We start from the raw sequence: 19,270 nt of genomic DNA, 5'->3' as shown, positions 1-19,270 counted from the left end.
ATAAAAATAAAGTTTAATAATGTAACCATCCTACTTCAAATACGGCAATTGATTTGTTAATGATTCGTGTGCCCCTGCTGGCGGGCATAAAGCTTCGCATAAAAACCTTCCGGGATCTGCATCAGTTGCTCATGCGTGCCCTGCTCAACAATACTCCCTTCATCCAATACAATAATCCTGTCGAAATTCAGTAAAGAAAAAACCCTATGGGTAATGATGATGGCTGTTTTATCTGCCAGGTATTCATTCAACCGGCCCATAATTTCTTTTTCTGTTTTAGCATCTACCGCACTTAGACAGTCGTCAAAAATAATCAATCCGGGATCTTTGATCAGGGCCCTCGCAATAGATATCCTTTGCTTTTGCCCGCCGCTTAATGTAACGCCACGCTCACCGATCATCGTCTCATACCCATTGGCAAAATGCTCAATCTCCTTATCTACTCCTGCAATGCGGGCTGCTTCCACCACTGCCTCTTTTTTGCATTGGGAATACCAAACCGGATATTGTTTTCAACGGTATCGCTAAACAAAAAGACATCCTGGGGAACATAGCTGATCTGTTGGCGAAGCGAATGCAATTGCAAATGTGTTAATGGCGCTTTATCCAGTTGAATATTGCCTTCCTGCACATCATAAATACGTAGCAATAGCTGAGCAATCGTAGTCTTGCCACTACCTGTTCTGCCGGTTATAGCCACCTTCTCCCCTTTTTGTATATGAAGATTGAAGTCCTTCAGCGCCACAATGCCGGTATCGGGATAAGTGAATGTTACATTGTTAAAATCAACCGTCCCTTCAATAACGGCCTCTTTTGCAGACAGACTGTCTTTAACTTCCGGTTCAATATCCAGGAACTCATTTAACCGCTTCTGAGATGATGCAGCAGCTCGTTGCACCATACTTGCGGTTAAGCCTATGGCACTTACCGGAAAAGTCAACATGTTCACATAAACAATAAACTCCACAATAGTTCCGATACTGATATTATGCTCATGATTGATATAATAAAGTCCGCCGATCATAATAGTACATAAAGTACTTACGCCAATCAGCAAATTAATAGCCGGGAAATAGATAGCTTCTGTTTTAGCAAGGCTTACTGCATTCTTGCGGTAGCGCTCGGTATTTACCTGGAAAAATCCAGCATGGATCGCTCCTGCACAAATGATTTAATAACACGGATACCTGAATAAGATTCCTGGGCGTTAGTAGTCAAATCCGACAAAGCTTCCTGTATCCGTTCGCTTTTTTGTGGATGGTACTATTTACAAAATAGATAATTACAGCCAGTATGGGTAAGGGAATCAGGACATAAAAAGTAAGCTCCTTGCTGCTTTTAAGCATAAAGAAAACGCTCAAAGCTATTACAGAAACAAGGTTTACAATATACATGATCGCGGGCCCGGTGAAGATCCTAACACGGCTCACATCTTCTGCAATGCGGTTCATTAAATCGCCAATCGCATGACGCTTAAAGAATAAATTGTCAAGGCTCTGGTATTTCGCATACACTTCGTTTTTTTGATCATACTCGATATGACGGCTCATTACAATAATGGTCTGCCGCATCAGAAACATAAAAAAGCTCCTCAACAACGCCAGTAACAGTATAATAAGACTGGCAATAATAACCACCCTTCCCACGTCGTTTTGTACACCTATCCAGTCAATTACTTTCCTCACCAGAAAATCATAGCCCTCATCCGTGTTTTCAGGCGGGCTATTGGTCAACGACAAAGCATTATCAACATAATTAATGATAAACCGCATCAGTTGTGGCGACAAAACATTAAAGTAGTTGGATAATACCACAAATAAAATTCCCGCTCCTAATCTTGCCCTATATTTCCAAAAATACTTTCCCAGAGCTCTTAAATGCCTCATAAATGCAAGGTAGGGTTTTAGCTTTTAAACTCCTCATTTATCAATTGTTCCCAGCTATATTAACTTATAAAAACTTTTCTTCATTTAATTATCCTCACTAAAACTAATTTATTATCTTGGCCTATATATTTTGTTTCAATGGTACCCGATTTAAGAGCACAGTATAATAATAGTTTTACAACGGAAAAATATGAGGCCTTTTTGAAAGAGCTGAATAGTCAGCATGGGCCTATACAGTTCCGTTCTGCTGAAACGCCTGTTTTTATCCCAAAAGATTTTACGAACCAGATGCTAAGCGCCTGCGAAAGCATTGTAGATGTAATTTTGAAGCCCGACTTTAAGGAGCTTACTCAAAATGCAATCCCCGAAAATTTACAGGTGCTAAATGAAGATGATTATCCCTCCTGCATTACTTTCGATTTTGGAGTTTGTGTAAATGAACATAACGAGCTGGAGCCGCAGCTGATCGAAATGCAGGCATTCCCTACCCTTTTTGCTTTCGAGGTTTTATTGGATGATGTTTATCATAAACATTTCAGCGCCCCGGCTAATTATTCGAGTTACCTGAGTGGACTGAACCGGGAATCGTACCTGAAATTATTGAAAAACCTGTTACTCAACGGGCACGAGCCTGAGCATGTTGTGTTGCTTGAAATATTTCCCGACCAACAGAAAACCAATATAGATTTTTATTGCACGCGGGATTACACTGGAATACAACCGGTTTGCGTAACTGAGCTGATACAAAAAGGAAGGCAACTTTTTTATTTGAACAATGGTAAAGAAACACTTATTAAAAGAATTTACAACCGGGTAATTTTTGATGAGTTGCTGCAACAGGAAGATTGGGTACAGCAAAAAGCAAAAGTACTGTTTGAAGATGTAGATGTAGAATGGATGCCCCACCCCAATTGGTTTTACCGTATCAGCAAATACACATTACCCTTGATACAGCATCCAAATATTCCGGCAACACAATACCTGAACAAGGTAGAAAAGATACCGGAAGACCTGGAAAATTACGTATTAAAGCCACTTTTTTCTTTTGCCGGGCAGGGTGTGGTTATAGATATAGCACCGGATGATATTGAAAAAATTGAAGACCCTCAAAACTGGATCCTTCAAAAAAGGTTACCTACGCCCCGGTAATAGAAACGCCCGATGAGCCGGCTAAAGCAGAGATCCGGCTGTTTTATTTCTGGCCAAAGAATGCTGAACGCCCCATTCCTACTAATAACCTGGTGCGTTTAAGCAAGGGCAAGATGATTGGGGTACGCTACAATAAAGATAAAACATGGACCGGCGGGACTTTTGGCCTTTTTGAACGATAAATTACATTGAATAACATAAACCTTAACCGTATAAACAATAATAATGGCAGCAATTACACTTTCAATAGATATTGGTGGATCTAAAATAAAAGCGTGCACACTCAATAAAAGTGGCAAGATATTACACGAATACACAAAGATACTCACACCACAGCCCGCCAATCCTAAAAACATACTGGCATCCATAAAAGAACTGGTAAAAGATTTTAAATATGATCGCATATCGGCAGGTTTTCCGGGTTATGTGCGTAATGGTATAGTGCATACTGCTCCTAATCTGGGTACCGGGTATTGGGCGGGTGTAAATCTTGCTGAAGAATTAATGGTAACACTGGGAAAACCAGCCCGAGCTGTTAATGATGCAGACTTACTGGGACTTGGCTGTGTTAGTGGAAAAGGATTTGAGATGATGACCACACTGGGAACCGGGTTTGGTACTGCATTTTACCTGGATGGGAAAGTATTGCCACATTTGGAGGTTGCTCACCACCCTATTCATAAAGGCCAGGATTACGATGCCTTTATTGGAGAAGCCGCTTACAATGAGGTAGGTAAGAAAAAATGGAATAAAAGAATGCAATACGTGCTTTCTGTAACGAAAACGGTATTTAACTACGATCGTTTATACATTGGTGGCGGCCTTGCGAAGAAACTCGACTTTGAACTTGACGACAATATTATACTGGTTAACAATATTGATGGGATTGACGGAGGCGTAAAGCTTTGGGAGCAATAGCTATAAAAATAACTCATTCATAATTGAGGTCTGTTTATATAAGCAGTTAATTGGCTAATTTTGCGCCCTTACTCTATGCAACAATCAAAAGATACACACACATTAGAGAGCGCAACCGGGAACGACTGGAACGTATTGCGGATGTAGCTACGCGATGGATCGGCTCTACCGCATCATTAGTGGTACATACCCCTGCTGTTTATCATAGCTTTTGCACTACCGGCGTTGCGTATTGTGAGCTTTGATAAAATGCTGTTGGTGCTTACAACGATCGTTTCTTTAGAAGCTATTTACCTTGCCATTTTCATTCAAATGTCTGTAAACAAAAACAGTAAAGACATTGAAGAGATACAGGAAGATGTAGAGGAAATACAGGAGGATATTGAAGAAATACAGGAAGATGTAGAGGAAATGCAGGAGGATGTGGAAGAAATACAGGAAGACGTGGAGGAAATACAGGAGGATGTAGAAGAAATACAGGAAAACGTGGAAGAACTGCAGGAGGAACTGGATGATGAGCCTGAAGAGGTTAGCTCAACTGTTTCTATACAAAAATCTGAAGCAGAAAAAGCGACGGATAAAATATCGCAAATACAGGAATTGATTACGCGCTTGCAGCAGGAAGTAGAACTGCTTAAATCTGATAAACGCTAAATAAGCTTATTCAGAACTATTAAAGACTGAATAAACAGGAGTTGCAGCTCTTGCCGGCTCCTTTACCGGTATCATATCTTTTGCATTTTCGGCCAATACCTGCCGGTTATCAAGAACAAATAGTACCACCGGTAAAATTACCAGTACAAGAAGAAATAGCATTTTGGATATCCTATTCATAAAAGTTTAGCTTTAAACAAGCTTTCAGACGCAAACTTCATTCCAAACGCTGCAATCTTCCAAAAAAAGTTATTATTATGTTGCATCATTTTTAACGGATAAGTTGCCTAACCTGGATTTAGATTTATTAAAAACATTTCTACCCAGATCAATGCCGCTGCGCAGCTCCTTTTTGCTGATCTGTTGGAAGATGTATAAAGTCTTTACAATCATTACTGCAACAGCCATCAAATTCCTTTGCGCAGTCTTCACATTGAATAAAAAGCAAGTGGCAGGCGTCATTCACACAATTTACATGTGTATCGGCCGGTTTTCCGCACTGGTGGCATTTTGCAATAATCTCTTCGGTAACACGCTCCCCTAACCGCTGATCAAATACAAAATTCTTACCATGGAATTTATTCTCCAGTCCCGATTCCTTTACCCGATTCACATAATTAATAATGCCGCCTTCTAGATGAAAAACATTTTTAAACCCCTTATGCAACATATAGGCTGACGCTTTCTCACAACGTATCCCACCCGTGCAGTACATGATAATATTTTTATCCTTATGTTCCTGCATCATATCCACAGCCATAGGTAATTGCTCACGAAAGGTATCGCTCGGAACCTCAATTGCATTCTCAAAATGCCCCACTTCAAACTCGTAGTGATTACGCATATCAATGATAATCGTTTCAGGATCACTGCTTAGTTTATTGAATGTTTCAGCATCAGCGTACCGGCCTCTATTAGCCATATCAAAATCGGCATCCTCTATTCCATCTGCTACAATCTTATTACGAACCTTGATATCCAGCACATAAAAAGATTTCCCATCATCATCTACCGCAATATTTAAACGCAAGTTATTCAATGCAGTATCTGTTTCATATAAAAATTCCTTGAATGTGTCTAAATTTTCGGTAGGTACACTGATCTGGGCATTGATGCCTTCTTCAGCAATATAGATACGCCCCATAACACCTATATCTGAAAAACTTTTATAAAGGTGATTTCGAAACTGCGTAGGATCAGCTATTTTAAAGTAGCAATAAAAAGAGATGGTAGTCCGGGGCGTGTTATCCTGTAAAATACGCTCCTTCAGTTCCTTGCGGGAAACACGATTGTGTAAAGCCATTATTTTGAAATTTGATCCTGCTTGCCGCAGGAAATTATTTAATAATTGGGCAGTTGCAGGCTGCACCAAATTTCGCGGTGCAAAGGTAAAGTTTATTAATGACTTATAATTTCACAACAGGAAACTATTGGTCAATTTGCCCCGGCACCTACTTTTCTGCAGTTTCCAGTATTAACCGCTGAGGAGTGGAGAAAAGAGATAACGCAGAGCAAAGGACAAATTATTGGTCAATGCAATTCAAGATCGCACTAAGATCGCGTTTGAATCATTTAATAGCTTAATATCATACTCCTGAGTCTGCTCCACGCACTCATTTTTCTATAGTTTACAGTACTAACCGCGGAGAAAAGAGACAAAGGGAACACGCTGAGTGATGAATATCTTGTAATACCTTAAGATGTCAAGAATCATGTAGCCTGCAATTTTGCAAGCAGCTGCTTATTTTATTTTCTTCCTTAAATAAGAAGCCGTTAAGGCAGCAAACCCGGCAACAAGACCTCCTACTACTGCGGTAATAAAAGCCAGTAATACCGGGCTTTGCCCAATGCCCAACATCCCTCCAATTCTATTAGCCAAAATACCGCCATTAGCCGCGTTAATGAACAATGCCAAAATCAACCATAGAAGAAAAACACCAGTAAAGCCTGATAAAAAAGACGAACCCGGGGTTTGAGAAATACATAGGGATATTATAAAGGCAACCAGGGCAATGCTCCACCAGGGCGCGTATAAACCAACAATAAATGATAAGATCGCTATAGCAAGAAGTGATATAAAAAATTTCATTAGCTTTTGTTTACGATTCGAAGTTTAATGGCCGAGGTTCAATGTTCATTACTTACTGGCATTTCCACTGCAGTAGTTAACTCTTAATAAAATTCATTGTCCATTTAACACGGGCATCTCCTTCCTGGCTTTTCTGCATCATCCAAAGCTGGTAATATTTACCTTGCACCCAACTATCTACTGCATTATCGTAAAACCGACTGCCAGGATTACCACTTTGTCCGCCGGGATACACTCCATAGGCTTCTGTTGTTGCCGACATCTGAACGATCATTCTCCAACTTGGACCATGGCTTTTTTGATAGCATTAATTACAGACCCTGCACCACCTACGGATAAATTAGTGCGGGCAAAAGATGGTAGATTATTTTTTAGCAGGTGATAGATGGCGGGTTGCTTGAACAGCGCCCATTCCAGCTTCCCTTCTTTTTCTGTTTGAGCCAACATAGCAGCTGCACCGTTCAGGGAAGCAGTAACCTGGTCGCGCAAGGTTTCTACCTGCGGCGTATTTTTGTTATCCACAAATCCAAGTGCAGTTGAATCTATTTTCAATAGTTCCATCAGCCTTTGCTCTTCCGGAACCGGCACTTTAGTCGCTGCTTTAACTAACTCATCCGACCATATATTTCGCTGCAAACTATCCAACCAAAACTGATAGATAGTTTGTCCCACAGCATTAGGTCCAGCATCAAAGTCCCACCGTTTAATAGTATTTAAATAGGTACGTGCCTCAGGTGTTAGGGCCGCTTCATTAGTATTAGACAAGAAAATGGGCAGCATCTGGCTGGCCAGAATATTATAATTATTGTTTTGCAGCTCCATCATGTTTTGTATACTGATGCTGCTCATGTTACTCAGGAAATGTTCAATGGCATTAGCACGCGGTGTAATATAGGTACCCGGTATAAAGTAAGGATAAGTTCCATCAGCAGGTCGCTGGTTGGCGCTTTCTAAAAATCCACGCTCCGGATTTAATGCATGTGGATTTTCCGATTGAGGGATATAGCCCTGCCAGAGATAACTGCTATCTTGCCCCGGCATAATATATTGCCCCTGGCCCTGCCATCTGTCGGGGAATTTACCCTGTTGCCAGATGGCAATATCACCAGACTTGGAAGCAAAAACAAAATTCTGACCGGGGCATTCAAAATCTTTTATAGCTGATACATAATCGTTGTAATTGCCTGCACGGTTCAGCTTGTAAAATGCGCCACCGTCATCTCCGGTATGATGTGCCATCCACTGTACTGCCAAAGCTTCCTGGTGCGTAACCGTATCTGCATAAGCTCCATCATAAATTACCGGACCGAATATTGTATACGCCACTGTATCAAAAACAGAGGCCTGGCCTTTAACTCTTATTTCTTCAATTCTTTGCTGAGCTGGCTTCCACGCGTTGTTGAACCAGTACTCCTGTTTGGTATTATCTTTAAACTTAATGATATAATAATCTTTCACATCTCTTTGCGAATTGGTGACACCCCATGCAATAGAATCGTTGAAACCAATGATCACAAACGGGCTACCAGGCAGTGTTGCACCATATACATTAGATTCAGGTGTGGTTAACTGCATTTCATACCAAATAGAAGGCAGTGACAACTCCAGGTGCGGATCGTTACAAAGAATAGGTACACCACTCGCCGTTTTGCTGCCGGCAACTACCCAATTATTACTCCCGTTATCTTTATCCTCGGGGTATTGACTCCTTGCCGCCACCGCTCTTTGATTAAGAAAATAAGCTGAATCTACATTTTCCGGCAATTGGTAATCGTGCATAGGTTTGGGGAAAGTGGTTCCTTTCGGTACAATGGGATGAAGAGAATCAGGCACCTGCGGATACAAAAGATTAAATTGTTCAGAAGTTAGAATGGCACGAAGGCTCGTATTTTCCAGGTCATGTTCTGTTCCCGAAGAAAGCATTTTTGCCATCATTTTTAACAATAACATAGTTCTGAGGTTCGTCCACTGCTCTGGTTTAAAATTGAGTATTTTATACTCCAGTGGTAGTGTGCCTTCTGCCAGGGAATTGATATAGGCATTAACCCCTTTTGTATATGAACTATACCTCGCCAGCGTTGGCGCATCCTGTTCTACCACATGAAGGGTATTTTCTGCAGCGAATTTCATTCCCAGCCGGCGTTGCTCCTTATCATAGTTGATCGCAACAGGGCCTGCTATTTCACTGGCTCGTCCTTCCGCGGCTTTCGTTTGCAGATCCATCTGGAACAAGCGGAATTTAGCATGCAGGTACCCTTGTATGAAATACAGGTCTTCATCATTTTCTGCAAACACGTGTGGCACCAGCCTTTCATCAAAATATACTTTGGCATTTCCTTTCAGATCTGCCTGCAAAATATCGAGGCTATAATTGAAAGCCGTGTCTTCAGCATTTTGCCAGAAACCTGTTTGAGGACTTAGAAAACTACCGAGAGGCATCGGCACTTTGGTGCCAATAGGCCGGTTCAGTACGAATATCAACAAAATAGTTATCAATAAAGAAAAGCAGAATGGCAGCAGTCTCATATCGATCTTTTAGGAAAGATAAATTATTTTTTGTTAGTATGCATTGATAAGAATCAGGATGTACAAATGCCTACCGGAATAACAGGGCTTGTGCGCAGCGCAATTCTTTAAAAACAAAACCGCCATCGCGGCGGTTTGTTATACTATTCGTTAATCCAGTCCTATTTCAAAATGGCGTTCCGGAATTTCTACATCCATAAACCCTTTTTTCAGCAAACGGTTTTTAAAGTCCAGCTGCACATCGGGCTCACCATGCACCAGGAACAACTTTTTCACCGCTCTTGGATCCTGGCAGGCCAGCCACTGGCTCATATCTTCATAGTCTCCATGAGCGCTCATGCTTCTTATCTGACCGATCTCGGCGTTCACCTGTCTTTCTGCACCAAATATGCCCACTTCCTTCATGCCCGACAAAAGTCTTGCCCCTAAAGAGTTGGGCTCACAATAACCCGTCATCACAATTGCGTTTCTTGAATTCTCTACCGTGTTATTGATATGGTGTTTTACGCGCCCTGCATCTGCCATACCGCTGGCTGATATGATCACCATAGGACCGCTTCTAAAATTCAGTGCTTTGGAATCTCTTACATCTTTAATATAGGTAAGTCCCGGGAACATAAACGGATCATCATCGTTCTTCATCACGTTCTGAATACGTTTATTAAAGTATTGCGGAAAACGCTTCACCATATCTGTAGCCTCAATGCTTAGGGGACTGTCTACAAAAATGGGAATTCTCGGTAACCGGTTTTCCAGGTCCAGCTGGTTTAGGAAATAAAGGATCTCCTGCGTACGGCCTACGCTGAATGCGGGCATGATCAACTTTCCTTTCCGATCTACACAAACGCGTTGAATCCAATCGAGCAACTGATCGGGAGTACCGGTAATATTATCGTGCAGACTGTTGCCATAAGTAGATTCCATGATGATATAATCTGCCTGCGGAAATACTTCAGGGGATCGCAAAATGATATCGCGATAGCGTCCCAGGTCGCCGCTAAAGGTGATCCGCCGTTCCTTGCCATCTTCGTTTATTTTAAGATGCACACACTGGCTACCGATAATATGCCCCGCATCGGTAAACATACATTGCACGCCCTCAACTACATCAAACCAATCTCCATATTCTCTTGGCGTAAAGAGCGGGATAGTGCTTTTTGCATCTTCTATCGTGTACAATGGCTTTAGCAACTCAGGCAAACCGGTTACGCGTTTTTTCTCCATAAAACGCGCATCACTTTCCTGTATTTCGGCGCTATCCATCAGCAAGATAGCAGCCAGCTCCTTGGTTGCCGGAGAGCAGTAAATATTTCCTTCAAATCCTTCGGACACCAATTTGGGTATCAATCCCGAATGATCTATATGTGCATGTGATAAAATCATGGCGTCTACTTCACTACTTACAAAACCAAAATTCCGGTTCAGTAGTTCTGTTTCATCGCCCATGCCCTGGAACATACCGCAGTCAAGCAATATCTTTTTTCCATTCTTTAATGTTATTAAATGTTTGGAGCCAGTCACTGTTTGTGCAGCTCCGTGAAAAGCAATTTTCATCTGTTTAATTTTTTGTATTTTTTATGGCCAGATTATTTAACTGTTGGCAGAAAAGTAATTCGCATAGCTACCAGCATTTCATTCTTGTTTGATGTTTATTTTTTCAAAAACTTTTCTTTCACCAACCACTGTTGCAGCTCACTCATCCAATCTCCTGCTTCTTTTTTATTATACATGCCGAATCCATGTCCTCCCTTTTCAAATAATTTAATCTCCGTTGGTATTTTATTCTTTTGCAGCGCCTCATAATATACAACACTGTTTCTATAGGGAACCCCTCCATCATCTTTGGCATGAACCAGGAACGCAGGCGGCGTTTTTTTATTAACGAGTAACTCGTTGGAAAACTTCTTTATCTTTTCGGGAGAAGGTTTTTTACCAATCAGATTATCGCGGCTACCGGTATGACCAAGGCTATCTGAAAAACTGATAACAGGATATACCAGAACCGAGAAATCGGGCCGTAAGGAAACATGCTTATGGTTTTCAATCACCTCCTGGTTGTACCTGGTAGAAAGTGATGCCGCCAGGTGTCCCCCGCAGAAAAGCCCATCACACCTACTTTTTGGGATCAACTCCCCATTGTTTTGCATTTTGCCGGATCAGCTGAATGCCACGCTCTGCATCCTGCAAGGGACCAATAGTTTTATCCAGCATGGTGTGGTCATCCGGCAGCCGGTATTTTAAAACGAATGCCGTAACACCCCATTGATTTAATACTTTAGCCACTTCATGCCCCTCGTGTGTAATCGCTAAAATACGATATCCCCCACCCGGACATATCAATACAGCGGTCCCGTTTGGCTTTTCAGGCCGGTACATAATGATTTCGGGCGACACTACCTGGCTTACGCGGGTAATACCGTCTGCAGCAGTTTCGCTCTTCTCAGCCAGATCTGAAGTTTTGCTGTTAGGTACAACATCATAAAGTTTTATTGTTTCCTGTGCATGTAACATACTCGAAGCTAATATCAGGATAAATATAAGTCCTCTTTTCATTTGGCATCTTTTTAAAAGTGCAGATCATGAAGATAATAAACCTGATAACAAAAAAGCAAGAAAATTTATACCTCGAATTGAGTTTTAACGTCGTTCCAGAAAAGATCGAGTTGAATGATCCGCTCCTTAAAAAAGAGATGATAACCGGCCAGTGTTCTTTATCAAAAACGTTCACGCCTTCTAATTGCATGAAGATGCGGGAAGCGCTGCTACCATCTTCATCGTAAAAATTCGGTTGCCAGATCCAGGACTCTCCCAATACTCCCTCCAGATAACCTTTCAATAATTCCATTTGCTCGTATACCAGTGCCCGGCTAGCGGCGTCTGGGTGTTTGATCTCTATTGCAATGGTAGCTTCCCTTTTAGAAGCATCCATCCGGAAGTAGATATGGCGGATCCCTGTTTTGTAGTTAATCCAGTTAATGGTAAGGTGTTCAGCGTTTTTCACCGGCTTCATATACAGGCCAAACTTAGTCCAGAATTCTTTTTTAATATTAGAGGCTTCTGATTTGCTGTACATGATGAGTAATCAGTATGAGTAAGGAGTACTAAACAATGAGTGATGGCTGGTGTTTCAAGTAACAGGGTCTACACGCTCTTCGTTCGTACTCTTCTTCTGTAGTTTTTAAAAAGGCTTTGCCAACGAAGATTTAATACGCCCAGTATTCCCTCTTTTACAATACCCTTGTTCATTTTAGATTGTCCTTTGGTTCTGTCCTGGAAAATAATAGGCACTTCTTTTATTTTAAAACCCAGTTTCCAGGAGGCAAATTTCATTTCTATCTGGAAGGCATAACCAACAAATGTAATACTGTCAAAATCGATGCTTTCCAACACTTTTGCCGTATAGCACATGAAACCGGCTGTGGGATCTTTTATGGGCATCCAGGTGATGATGCGCGTATAAAGCGATCCACCTTTAGATAAAGCAATTCTATCAGCTGGCCAATTAATAACCCCACCGCCTTTTACATACCGGCTACCAATCGCTACATCAGCACCCTGGTTTTTGCAGGCATCATACAATCTTATCAAGTCCTTAGGATTATGAGAGAAGTCTGCATCCATTTCAAAGATAAAACCATAGCCATTCGTTAACGACCATTTAAATCCATGAATATAGGCGGTACCCAGGCCCAGCTTACCTTTTCTTTCTTCTAGGAAAAGGCGACCTGCATAGGTTTGCTGCAATGTGCGTACGATATCCGCAGTGCCATCCGGAGAACCATCGTCAACGATCAGTATATGAAAGCCACCCTCGAGCTCAAATACGGCTTTAAGAATACTTTCAATATTCTCCCTTTCATTGTAAGTAGGTATGATAACTATCTTATCCAAGAACAATCATAATTAAATCAGCAATAAACAGCAAAGCTACCTGATGAATAAAAGTTGCTACAACAACGTCATCATTCAGTCCCGCACTTCCGGCGAAACTAGAGTTTTAAGCCTTTTAACTTGGTACGTGTAAATATTTCGGTCAGTTTTTGCTTGGTCTGCTGAGGAAAGTCTCCACGCATCATCCAATCATAATACTGGGGTTCCTTGGTTAGTATTTCGGCAATAGACTGGCCTTTGTATTTACCAAAATTGAATACTTCTACACCATCCTGCATGATAAACCTGCGGGCAAAATCGACCACCTGTTCATCACCTAAAAACTTATTAATAGAGTCGATGGTAGTACCCAATTCGGGGTAACGCTCCAGTTGCGCCACTAAAACTTCATGGGTGGCGGAAGCGTCTGCTTCTGCAGAGTGAGCCGACTCCAGCACTTTTCCGCAATAAAATTTATATGCTGCTGATAAAGTGCGTTGTTCCATTTTATGAAAAATGTTTTGCACATCTACCATCCTGCGACCTTTCATATCAAAATCAACACCTGCACGCAAAAACTCTTCTATCAGAAGCGGAATATCAAAACGATTAGAATTATATCCAGCCAGGTCGCAATCGTCCAATACCTGTTTCAGCTCCTGTGCCGCCTGTGCAAAAGTAGGCGCGTCTTTTAGCATTTCATTGGTGATACCATGAATCTCTACAGAAGTTTTAGATATAGGCATTTCAGGATTGATCAATTTCCTTTTAACGGTTTTCGAACCATCCGGCAGCAACTTCACAATAGCAATTTCCACAATCCTGTCGGTTCCCAGGTTCACCCCGTCGTCTCCAGATCAATAAATGCTATAGGCTTGGTAATTTGTAACATATCAATATTTAAAGGCGGCTAAGATAAAGAATCTTGTTCTGAAGAATGCAATTTTCCTGTTAAACAAAACCTCAGTTTTAGCCTTTTATGGTAAGTTTTTTCAAAAAACCAGCTTTATCCCGGTTAAATAGGGCAACATGTATTTGTATGCCAGGCCCGTAACAATAGCCATAGTGATGCTTAGTAAAGTACCAATAATAATATACTCTGTTAGTTTCCTGTCTTTGGCCTTGGATAAATCGCTAAAACGTAAAATAGATTTGGCTGCAATAAGAAAACCGATTGCCGACCATTGATTCAATACTACAAATAAGAAAACGAGCAACCGTTCAATCATGCCTATATATTTCCCTGCTTTTGCAAGGGAGTCTTCGGCGCTATCATCCTTTACCTTCCAGTTATCCATAATCACCCGCATTATTATAGATGCCGTATAAGTAACCATAATCACCGCACAGGCCAGGAGCAAAAGTTCAGGAGCGAACAGGAAAGACCAATTAATGTCCGTTCCGGTATATAAAACAGCCACTAACAGCAATACTAATACATGAGCAACCTGGTCGGCAAAAAACAAATATCCCTCCTGCCACTTACCCTGTAGTTCCAGCTTCAGCCAGTCTATAAGGTAGTGGCTTATTACAATGAATAAAAATCCCAGCCAGTAGTAGGTGTCAAATTGTAAGGTTATAGCCAACAAAATGGCGTGGATGGCAATATGCCAATACAAAAAGGGCGAGCTGCTTTTTCGTCGCTTTTTATCCCTTACCCAGGATGTAGGCTGTAGAACAAAATCACCCAAAAGGTGTGCTAAAAGCAGCTTTAGGAAAAGTGTTATCATAGTTGGGCAATCCTGGTTTGATAATATTTATTTAGTTTTTAACCTCATCATAGCCCCCTCTTTTCAGGGCTTCACTGATGCTGCTCTGCGTTCTTTTTAACAAAACAGCCAGTTCACTCTGATTTTTTTCCGGATTTTCGATGCTGGTTTTAATTACAGTTGCTACCGTTTCACTCCAATTATTCATCACAAGCAGGGCCAGGCTGATCATGAGATTTAATGTGTCATTCAAGTCTGTATTTCCAATATCTACAACCAGCATTTGCCTGCCCAGTTCATCGAAGCTGCTGCCGGAGCGGATAAAAGCATCCCCGTTACTTCTGTCACTTTTTTGCATCGGTTTCAATCTTGCCCACTCCTATCGCCATGCGTACATCCAGATTAGCCAGTTGCTTTATAGTACTTTTTACATGAATAGCGGCCTGTAATGCCAAGTCCGGTGTCAACCGCAGTTGAAAGCTATCTCCCCGGTACAATTCCCAGTTCTTTGGCTCTTTACCATATTGACTTAACACCGCTTTCAACAGGGGCTGCCATTTGTTGGCTGTTTCCGTTCTTGAATTTACAATATCGCCTGTAATTACTGCAATCATTTTTTGTTGTTTTATCACCGATCCTCACACTCCGAAAAATTTGCAACCTCTTAAAATGCTGCTTTCCCTTTCGCAAATATCGGCTATATATCCGATATATCAAAATATCGGCTCTTGAGCCAATAAAATAAAATATCGGCAAAATAGCCGATAAATACAATTATCGGCATGAGAGCAAATAAAGCATTGGTAACTTTAGAAGCGCAAGGCATTGGCACAAACTGTAAATAATTTTCAATTAATTGAATAAAATCTACAATTCTATTTAATTAGTTTCTATATTTGCCGCGCAATGACATTTAACAATATACATATCCATCATCATTTTACAAACTTACAGCAGTAAGCCGGTGGTGCTATGTATCAACTTATATAAAGGCTTACAGTTTGTAAGCCTTTTTTATTTTCAAAACCAGGTGATCAAAAAATAAAAACAAAAAAATGGAAAAGCTACGAATCGCGGTACAAAAATCAGGCAGGTTAAGCGAGGACTCCCTTAAGCTACTGAAAGAATGTGGTATAGGTGTACCGGCAGGAAATAACCAGTTAAAAATAAGTACGGAAAATTTTGATGCAGAGATACTGTTTTTGCGTGATGATGATATTCCTGAATATGTACAGGATGGTGTAGCAGATATTGGTTTTGTGGGAGAAAATGTAGTTCTTGAAAAGAATAAAGAAACAGAAATAGTAGAGCGCCTGGGATATGGGAAATGCCGCTTATCCATTGCATTACCCAAAGGTAAAAAACCCAAAAACATACAGGCTTTAGACGGCATTAAAATTGCAACCAGCTACCCGGTTATACTGCAGGGGTGGTTGAAAAAGAATAAGCTGAAAGCTGATATTCACGAGATCAGCGGCTCGGTAGAAATAGCGCCGCGCATAGGTTTGGCAGATGCTATTTGTGATTTGGTAAGCAGCGGCAGCACGCTTTTCAGCAATGAACTTTACGAGTATGAAACCATCCTGAAATCGGAAGCAGTTCTGATCTCTGGCAAAAACATTTCTAAAAAAGAACAGCACTTTTAGAACAGCTTTTATTCCGTATCCGTTCAGTAAAAAAAGCTAAGTATAACAAATACGTTTTGCTGAATGCGCCCAATAGCAGTATTGAGAAAATTTGTAAATACCTGCCCGGCATCAATAGCCCCACCATTGTTCCTTTGGCTAAAGAAGGATGGTCTTCTATTCATTCGGTAATCGGTGAAAATGATTTCTGGAATGTAATCGAGAAAATAAAATCGGCAGGTGCAGAGGGAATACTGATCCTGCCAATAGAAAAGATCATAGAATAAGTAAACCAGCATGCCTGAAAGCATGGCAGGTTTAAAATTGATTAGTTAAAAAGACCTCTCTATAAAACGGTTCATTTTATTTGCTCATCCATCAAACTCACATAATTTGAAACTCTATAAATACCCTTCATCTAAAGCCTGGCCCGCCATTTGTCAGCGGCCCATGCAGAATAGCAATGCGATACAAACTACTGTTAACGCTATTATTTATGATGTAGCCAACAATGGTGATGCGGCATTAAAGAGTTACGCAGAAAAGTTTGACGGAGTAATGCTCAAAAACCTACAGGTGTCGCCAAAAGAAATAGCTGCCGCTACCAAGCATATTGATCCACAGCTTAAGAAGGCGATACAACAGGCCAAAAACAATATCCAGAAATTTCATGCTACACAAAAACAGGCGGTAGTAAAAACAGAAACCACCAAGGGCATTGTATGCTGGAGAGAAGCAAGAGCCATTGATAAAGTAGGGTTATATATTCCGGGAGGTTCGGCCCCGCTCTTCTCTACCGTTTTGATGCTGGGCGTACCGGCGTTGATTGCGGGATGCCAGGAAGTAGTTTTATGCACACCACCCGATAAAAACGGCAAAATAAACGATGCCATTTTATATGCGGCTTCTATTTGCGGTATTTCAAGAATTTTTAAAACCGGTGGCGCACAAGCTATTGCTGCAATGGCCTACGGAACGAAAACCATTCCGGCGGTATTTAAGATATTTGGTCCGGGCAACCAGTATGTAACAGCGGCCAAGCAGATTCTTCAGACCAAAGTGGCCATTGATATGCCGGCAGGTCCTTCGGAGGTTTTGGTTATTGCGGACGAAACATCGGTACCTGAATTTGTAGCGGCGGACCTGCTGGCGCAGGCTGAACATGGCCCTGACTCTCAGGTAATACTGGCCTGCACCACTATTGATATTGCTAAGAAAGTGCAGGCAGCTATTACACAACAGGTAGCAGAACTGCCACGCATGGATATAGCACTCCATGCCTTACAGCATGCCCGGTTCGTTGTCTTAAATACAGTGAGCGATGCTATCGCATTCTCCAATCTATACGCTCCGGAGCACTTGATTCTCGCTTGTAAGACCAGCAATACGATTTTAAAACAAATCACAACAGCCGGTTCTGTATTTATAGGCAACTATTCGCCAGAAAGTGTGGGTGACTATGCCAGTGGCACCAACCATACATTACCCACGAACGGTTATGCAACGGCGTACAGTGGCGTATCGCTGGATAGTTTTTACAAGAAGATCACTTTTCAGCAATTAACTAAAGATGGCTTGCATAACATCGCTAAAACGGTTACCACAATGGCTGAAGCAGAAGGATTACAGGCCCACAGCAATGCGGTTAAGATCAGATTATAAGGCTCCCCGACAATGAACGATTAATTTTACTACCATGGATTTCAATTTAGATTACCTGATAAGAGACAATATTAAAAACCTTGCGCCCTATACCACAGCGAGGCATGAATTTACCGGAGAAGCCAGTGTAATGCTGGATGCTAATGAGAATGCTTTAGGCTCACCCGTAACGCTGGATATTGGAAGTTTACATGAGTCGCTGAACAGGTATCCCGATCCTCTGCAGATTGGCTTCAAAAAACGTATTGGCGAAATTAAAGGAGTACCGGTGGAAAATATATTTGCAGGTAATGGCAGCGATGAGGCTATTGATGTGTTGATGCGCATTTTCTGCGAACCCGGTGTTGATAATATCATCACCCTTCCCCCAACTTATGGCATGTACGGTGTATGTGCCGCTATTAACAATATAAAGGTAAAAGAAGTTCCGCTTAACAGCGAGTACCAGATGGATATACAAGCCATTGCAGACGCGATTGACGACTTTACCAAGATTATTTTTATCTGTTCGCCTAATAACCCTACAGGAAATAGCATCACCCGCCAGGATATAGAAATTATATTGAATAATTTTGACGGCATCGTGGTAATTGATGAAGCCTATATTAACTATGCCCGGCAGAAAACATTTGCGCAGCAACTGATGGATTATCCAAACCTGGTAGTAATGCAAACATTATCTAAAGCCTGGGGACTGGCTGCTTTGCGCCTGGGTCTTGCCTTTGGAAGCAAGGAGATCATCAACCTGATGAATAATGTAAAATACCCTTACAATATTAATGAAGCTACACAGCAACTGGCATTACAGGCTTTAACTAACGTGGAGCAGGTAAACCAGTGGACAAAAACAACTATTGAACAACGTAGCTGGTTAGAAACTGAGTTAACAAAAATCCCACTCACAGAAAAAATATTTCCATCAGACGCGAATTTCCTGCTAGTTAAAATAACTGATGCACAGCATGTTTTTACCTATTTGCAGTCAAAAGGAATTATTGTAAGAAACCGTAATACCACTAAAGGGTGTGAGGGGTGCCTGCGCATTACCGTAGGTACAGCAACAGAAAACCAGGCATTGATTGAAGCATTAAAAAATTATACTGTTTAAAAAATGAAAAAAGTTTTATTCATAGACAGGGACGGTACATTGATTAACGAAGCGCCACCCACCTACCAGCTGGA

Annotated in this window: 23 protein-coding genes and 1 pseudogene; 8 read left to right on the top strand and 16 right to left on the bottom strand. The window is 41.3% G+C overall.

What is annotated here, in order from left to right:
• Positions 1 to 56: 56 nt before the first annotated feature.
• The 3 genes from MKP07_RS39305 to MKP07_RS22710 all read right to left on the bottom strand — a co-directional run bounded on the left by MKP07_RS39305 (position 57) and on the right by MKP07_RS22710 (position 1,886).
• The gene (locus MKP07_RS39305; RefSeq protein ID WP_317235875.1) at positions 57 to 467 is read right to left on the bottom strand and encodes an ATP-binding cassette domain-containing protein; all 411 of its coding nucleotides are present in this window, start codon (positions 465 to 467) and stop codon (positions 57 to 59) included.
• The gene (locus MKP07_RS39300; RefSeq protein ID WP_262919428.1) at positions 440 to 1,024 is read right to left on the bottom strand and encodes an ATP-binding cassette domain-containing protein; all 585 of its coding nucleotides are present in this window, start codon (positions 1,022 to 1,024) and stop codon (positions 440 to 442) included. Before MKP07_RS39300 ends, MKP07_RS39305 begins: the two co-directional genes overlap by 28 nt.
• A 190-nt stretch (positions 1,025 to 1,214) precedes the next feature.
• A complete protein-coding gene (locus MKP07_RS22710; protein ID WP_240849345.1) occupies positions 1,215 to 1,886 on the bottom strand; it encodes an ABC transporter transmembrane domain-containing protein in 672 nt (223 codons plus the stop codon).
• 138 nt (positions 1,887 to 2,024) lie between these two features.
• Between MKP07_RS22710 and MKP07_RS22705 the strand changes: the two genes are divergently transcribed.
• The 4 genes from MKP07_RS22705 (at position 2,025) to MKP07_RS22690 (ending at position 4,607) form a co-directional block, all read left to right on the top strand.
• Positions 2,025 to 3,035, top strand: a complete 1,011-nt coding sequence (locus MKP07_RS22705; RefSeq protein ID WP_240849342.1) for a hypothetical protein — start codon at positions 2,025 to 2,027, stop codon at positions 3,033 to 3,035.
• A gap of 225 nt (positions 3,036 to 3,260) precedes the next feature.
• Positions 3,261 to 3,953 carry an ROK family protein gene (locus MKP07_RS22700; protein WP_240849341.1) on the top strand — a complete coding sequence of 231 codons (693 nt, stop codon included), beginning with the start codon at positions 3,261 to 3,263 and terminating at the stop codon, positions 3,951 to 3,953.
• 50 nt (positions 3,954 to 4,003) lie between these two features.
• A complete protein-coding gene (locus tag MKP07_RS22695; protein ID WP_240849340.1) occupies positions 4,004 to 4,198 on the top strand; it encodes a hypothetical protein in 195 nt (64 codons plus the stop codon).
• On the top strand, positions 4,188 to 4,607 hold the full coding sequence (locus MKP07_RS22690) for a hypothetical protein (RefSeq protein ID WP_240849339.1): 420 nt from the start codon (positions 4,188 to 4,190) through the stop codon (positions 4,605 to 4,607). Before MKP07_RS22695 ends, MKP07_RS22690 begins: the two co-directional genes overlap by 11 nt.
• 6 nt (positions 4,608 to 4,613) lie before the next feature.
• Here MKP07_RS22690 and MKP07_RS22685 read toward each other — a convergent pair whose 3' ends face one another.
• From MKP07_RS22685 to MKP07_RS22625, 13 genes and pseudogenes are all read right to left on the bottom strand, one after another.
• Positions 4,614 to 4,787, bottom strand: coding sequence for a hypothetical protein (locus MKP07_RS22685; RefSeq protein ID WP_240849338.1), 174 nt, complete (start codon positions 4,785 to 4,787; stop codon positions 4,614 to 4,616).
• A gap of 148 nt (positions 4,788 to 4,935) precedes the next feature.
• Positions 4,936 to 5,910, bottom strand: coding sequence for an oxygen-dependent tRNA uridine(34) hydroxylase TrhO (gene trhO / locus MKP07_RS22680; RefSeq protein WP_240849337.1), 975 nt, complete (start codon positions 5,908 to 5,910; stop codon positions 4,936 to 4,938).
• Between the two features lie 438 nt (positions 5,911 to 6,348).
• Positions 6,349 to 6,696: a hypothetical protein gene (locus MKP07_RS22675; protein WP_240849335.1), complete on the bottom strand. Its 348-nt coding sequence runs from the start codon at positions 6,694 to 6,696 to the stop codon at positions 6,349 to 6,351.
• Positions 6,697 to 6,772: 76 nt separating this feature from the next.
• A pseudogene (locus MKP07_RS22670) lies at positions 6,773 to 9,135 on the bottom strand (penicillin acylase family protein).
• Between the two features lie 237 nt (positions 9,136 to 9,372).
• Positions 9,373 to 10,776 carry an MBL fold metallo-hydrolase gene (locus tag MKP07_RS22665; protein ID WP_240849334.1) on the bottom strand — a complete coding sequence of 468 codons (1,404 nt, stop codon included), beginning with the start codon at positions 10,774 to 10,776 and terminating at the stop codon, positions 9,373 to 9,375.
• Positions 10,777 to 10,871: 95 nt separating this feature from the next.
• The gene (locus tag MKP07_RS22660; protein WP_240849332.1) at positions 10,872 to 11,351 is read right to left on the bottom strand and encodes an alpha/beta hydrolase; all 480 of its coding nucleotides are present in this window, start codon (positions 11,349 to 11,351) and stop codon (positions 10,872 to 10,874) included.
• Positions 11,335 to 11,733, bottom strand: coding sequence for an alpha/beta hydrolase (locus MKP07_RS22655; protein WP_240849330.1), 399 nt, complete (start codon positions 11,731 to 11,733; stop codon positions 11,335 to 11,337). The genes MKP07_RS22660 and MKP07_RS22655 overlap by 17 nt, the downstream gene beginning before the upstream one ends.
• Positions 11,699 to 12,295: a DUF4268 domain-containing protein gene (locus MKP07_RS22650; RefSeq protein WP_240849329.1), complete on the bottom strand. Its 597-nt coding sequence runs from the start codon at positions 12,293 to 12,295 to the stop codon at positions 11,699 to 11,701. The genes MKP07_RS22655 and MKP07_RS22650 overlap by 35 nt, the downstream gene beginning before the upstream one ends.
• A 68-nt stretch (positions 12,296 to 12,363) precedes the next feature.
• On the bottom strand, positions 12,364 to 13,113 hold the full coding sequence (locus MKP07_RS22645; protein WP_240849328.1) for a polyprenol monophosphomannose synthase: 750 nt from the start codon (positions 13,111 to 13,113) through the stop codon (positions 12,364 to 12,366).
• 98 nt (positions 13,114 to 13,211) lie between these two features.
• On the bottom strand, positions 13,212 to 13,934 hold the full coding sequence (locus tag MKP07_RS22640; RefSeq protein ID WP_240849327.1) for an exonuclease domain-containing protein: 723 nt from the start codon (positions 13,932 to 13,934) through the stop codon (positions 13,212 to 13,214).
• Between the two features lie 150 nt (positions 13,935 to 14,084).
• Complete coding sequence (locus MKP07_RS22635) at positions 14,085 to 14,822, bottom strand: DUF3307 domain-containing protein (RefSeq protein ID WP_240849326.1); 738 nt, start codon at positions 14,820 to 14,822, stop codon at positions 14,085 to 14,087.
• 31 nt (positions 14,823 to 14,853) lie between these two features.
• Positions 14,854 to 15,159, bottom strand: a complete 306-nt coding sequence (locus MKP07_RS22630; RefSeq protein ID WP_240849325.1) for a SatD family protein — start codon at positions 15,157 to 15,159, stop codon at positions 14,854 to 14,856.
• Positions 15,146 to 15,415: a hypothetical protein gene (locus tag MKP07_RS22625; RefSeq protein WP_240849324.1), complete on the bottom strand. Its 270-nt coding sequence runs from the start codon at positions 15,413 to 15,415 to the stop codon at positions 15,146 to 15,148. The genes MKP07_RS22630 and MKP07_RS22625 overlap by 14 nt, the downstream gene beginning before the upstream one ends.
• Before the next feature lie 441 nt (positions 15,416 to 15,856).
• Between MKP07_RS22625 and hisG (MKP07_RS22620) the strand changes: the two genes are divergently transcribed.
• From hisG (MKP07_RS22620) to hisC, 4 genes are all read left to right on the top strand, one after another.
• Entirely contained in the window at positions 15,857 to 16,447 is a 591-nt protein-coding gene (gene hisG / locus MKP07_RS22620) for an ATP phosphoribosyltransferase (protein ID WP_240849322.1), read from the top strand.
• Between the two features lie 17 nt (positions 16,448 to 16,464).
• A complete protein-coding gene (hisG, locus tag MKP07_RS22615; RefSeq protein WP_240851016.1) occupies positions 16,465 to 16,713 on the top strand; it encodes an ATP phosphoribosyltransferase in 249 nt (82 codons plus the stop codon).
• Between the two features lie 106 nt (positions 16,714 to 16,819).
• Positions 16,820 to 18,088 carry a histidinol dehydrogenase gene (gene hisD / locus MKP07_RS22610; protein ID WP_240849321.1) on the top strand — a complete coding sequence of 423 codons (1,269 nt, stop codon included), beginning with the start codon at positions 16,820 to 16,822 and terminating at the stop codon, positions 18,086 to 18,088.
• 34 nt (positions 18,089 to 18,122) lie between these two features.
• Positions 18,123 to 19,196 (top strand): histidinol-phosphate transaminase, encoded by a 1,074-nt coding sequence (gene hisC, locus MKP07_RS22605; protein WP_240849319.1) that lies wholly within the window; start codon positions 18,123 to 18,125, stop codon positions 19,194 to 19,196.
• Positions 19,197 to 19,270: the final 74 nt, after the last annotated feature.

Origin of the sequence: Paraniabella hibiscisoli (assembly GCF_022512515.1) — a bacterium.
Taxonomy (GTDB): Bacteria; Bacteroidota; Bacteroidia; order Chitinophagales; family Chitinophagaceae; genus Niabella; species Niabella hibiscisoli.
This window is presented reverse-complemented; position numbering and strand designations above follow the sequence as displayed.

Bases quoted from the DNA above. Each gene is read 5' to 3' on its own strand.
- MKP07_RS39300 (WP_262919428.1), bottom strand. From the start codon at position 1,024: ATGATCGGCGGACTTTATTATATCAATCATGAGCATAATATCAGTATC.
- MKP07_RS22710 (WP_240849345.1), bottom strand. From the start codon at position 1,886: ATGAGGCATTTAAGAGCTCTGGGAAAGTATTTTTGGAAATATAGGGCA.
- MKP07_RS22705 (WP_240849342.1), top strand. From the start codon at position 2,025: ATGGTACCCGATTTAAGAGCACAGTATAATAATAGTTTTACAACGGAA.
- MKP07_RS22700 (WP_240849341.1), top strand. From the start codon at position 3,261: ATGGCAGCAATTACACTTTCAATAGATATTGGTGGATCTAAAATAAAA.
- MKP07_RS22685 (WP_240849338.1), bottom strand. From the start codon at position 4,787: ATGAATAGGATATCCAAAATGCTATTTCTTCTTGTACTGGTAATTTTA.
- trhO (WP_240849337.1), bottom strand. From the start codon at position 5,910: ATGGCTTTACACAATCGTGTTTCCCGCAAGGAACTGAAGGAGCGTATT.
- MKP07_RS22675 (WP_240849335.1), bottom strand. From the start codon at position 6,696: ATGAAATTTTTTATATCACTTCTTGCTATAGCGATCTTATCATTTATT.
- MKP07_RS22665 (WP_240849334.1), bottom strand. From the start codon at position 10,776: ATGAAAATTGCTTTTCACGGAGCTGCACAAACAGTGACTGGCTCCAAA.
- MKP07_RS22655 (WP_240849330.1), bottom strand. From the start codon at position 11,733: ATGTTACATGCACAGGAAACAATAAAACTTTATGATGTTGTACCTAAC.
- MKP07_RS22650 (WP_240849329.1), bottom strand. From the start codon at position 12,295: ATGTACAGCAAATCAGAAGCCTCTAATATTAAAAAAGAATTCTGGACT.
- MKP07_RS22635 (WP_240849326.1), bottom strand. From the start codon at position 14,822: ATGATAACACTTTTCCTAAAGCTGCTTTTAGCACACCTTTTGGGTGAT.
- MKP07_RS22630 (WP_240849325.1), bottom strand. From the start codon at position 15,159: ATGCAAAAAAGTGACAGAAGTAACGGGGATGCTTTTATCCGCTCCGGC.
- MKP07_RS22625 (WP_240849324.1), bottom strand. From the start codon at position 15,415: ATGATTGCAGTAATTACAGGCGATATTGTAAATTCAAGAACGGAAACA.
- hisG (WP_240849322.1), top strand. From the start codon at position 15,857: ATGGAAAAGCTACGAATCGCGGTACAAAAATCAGGCAGGTTAAGCGAG.
- hisC (WP_240849319.1), top strand. From the start codon at position 18,123: ATGGATTTCAATTTAGATTACCTGATAAGAGACAATATTAAAAACCTT.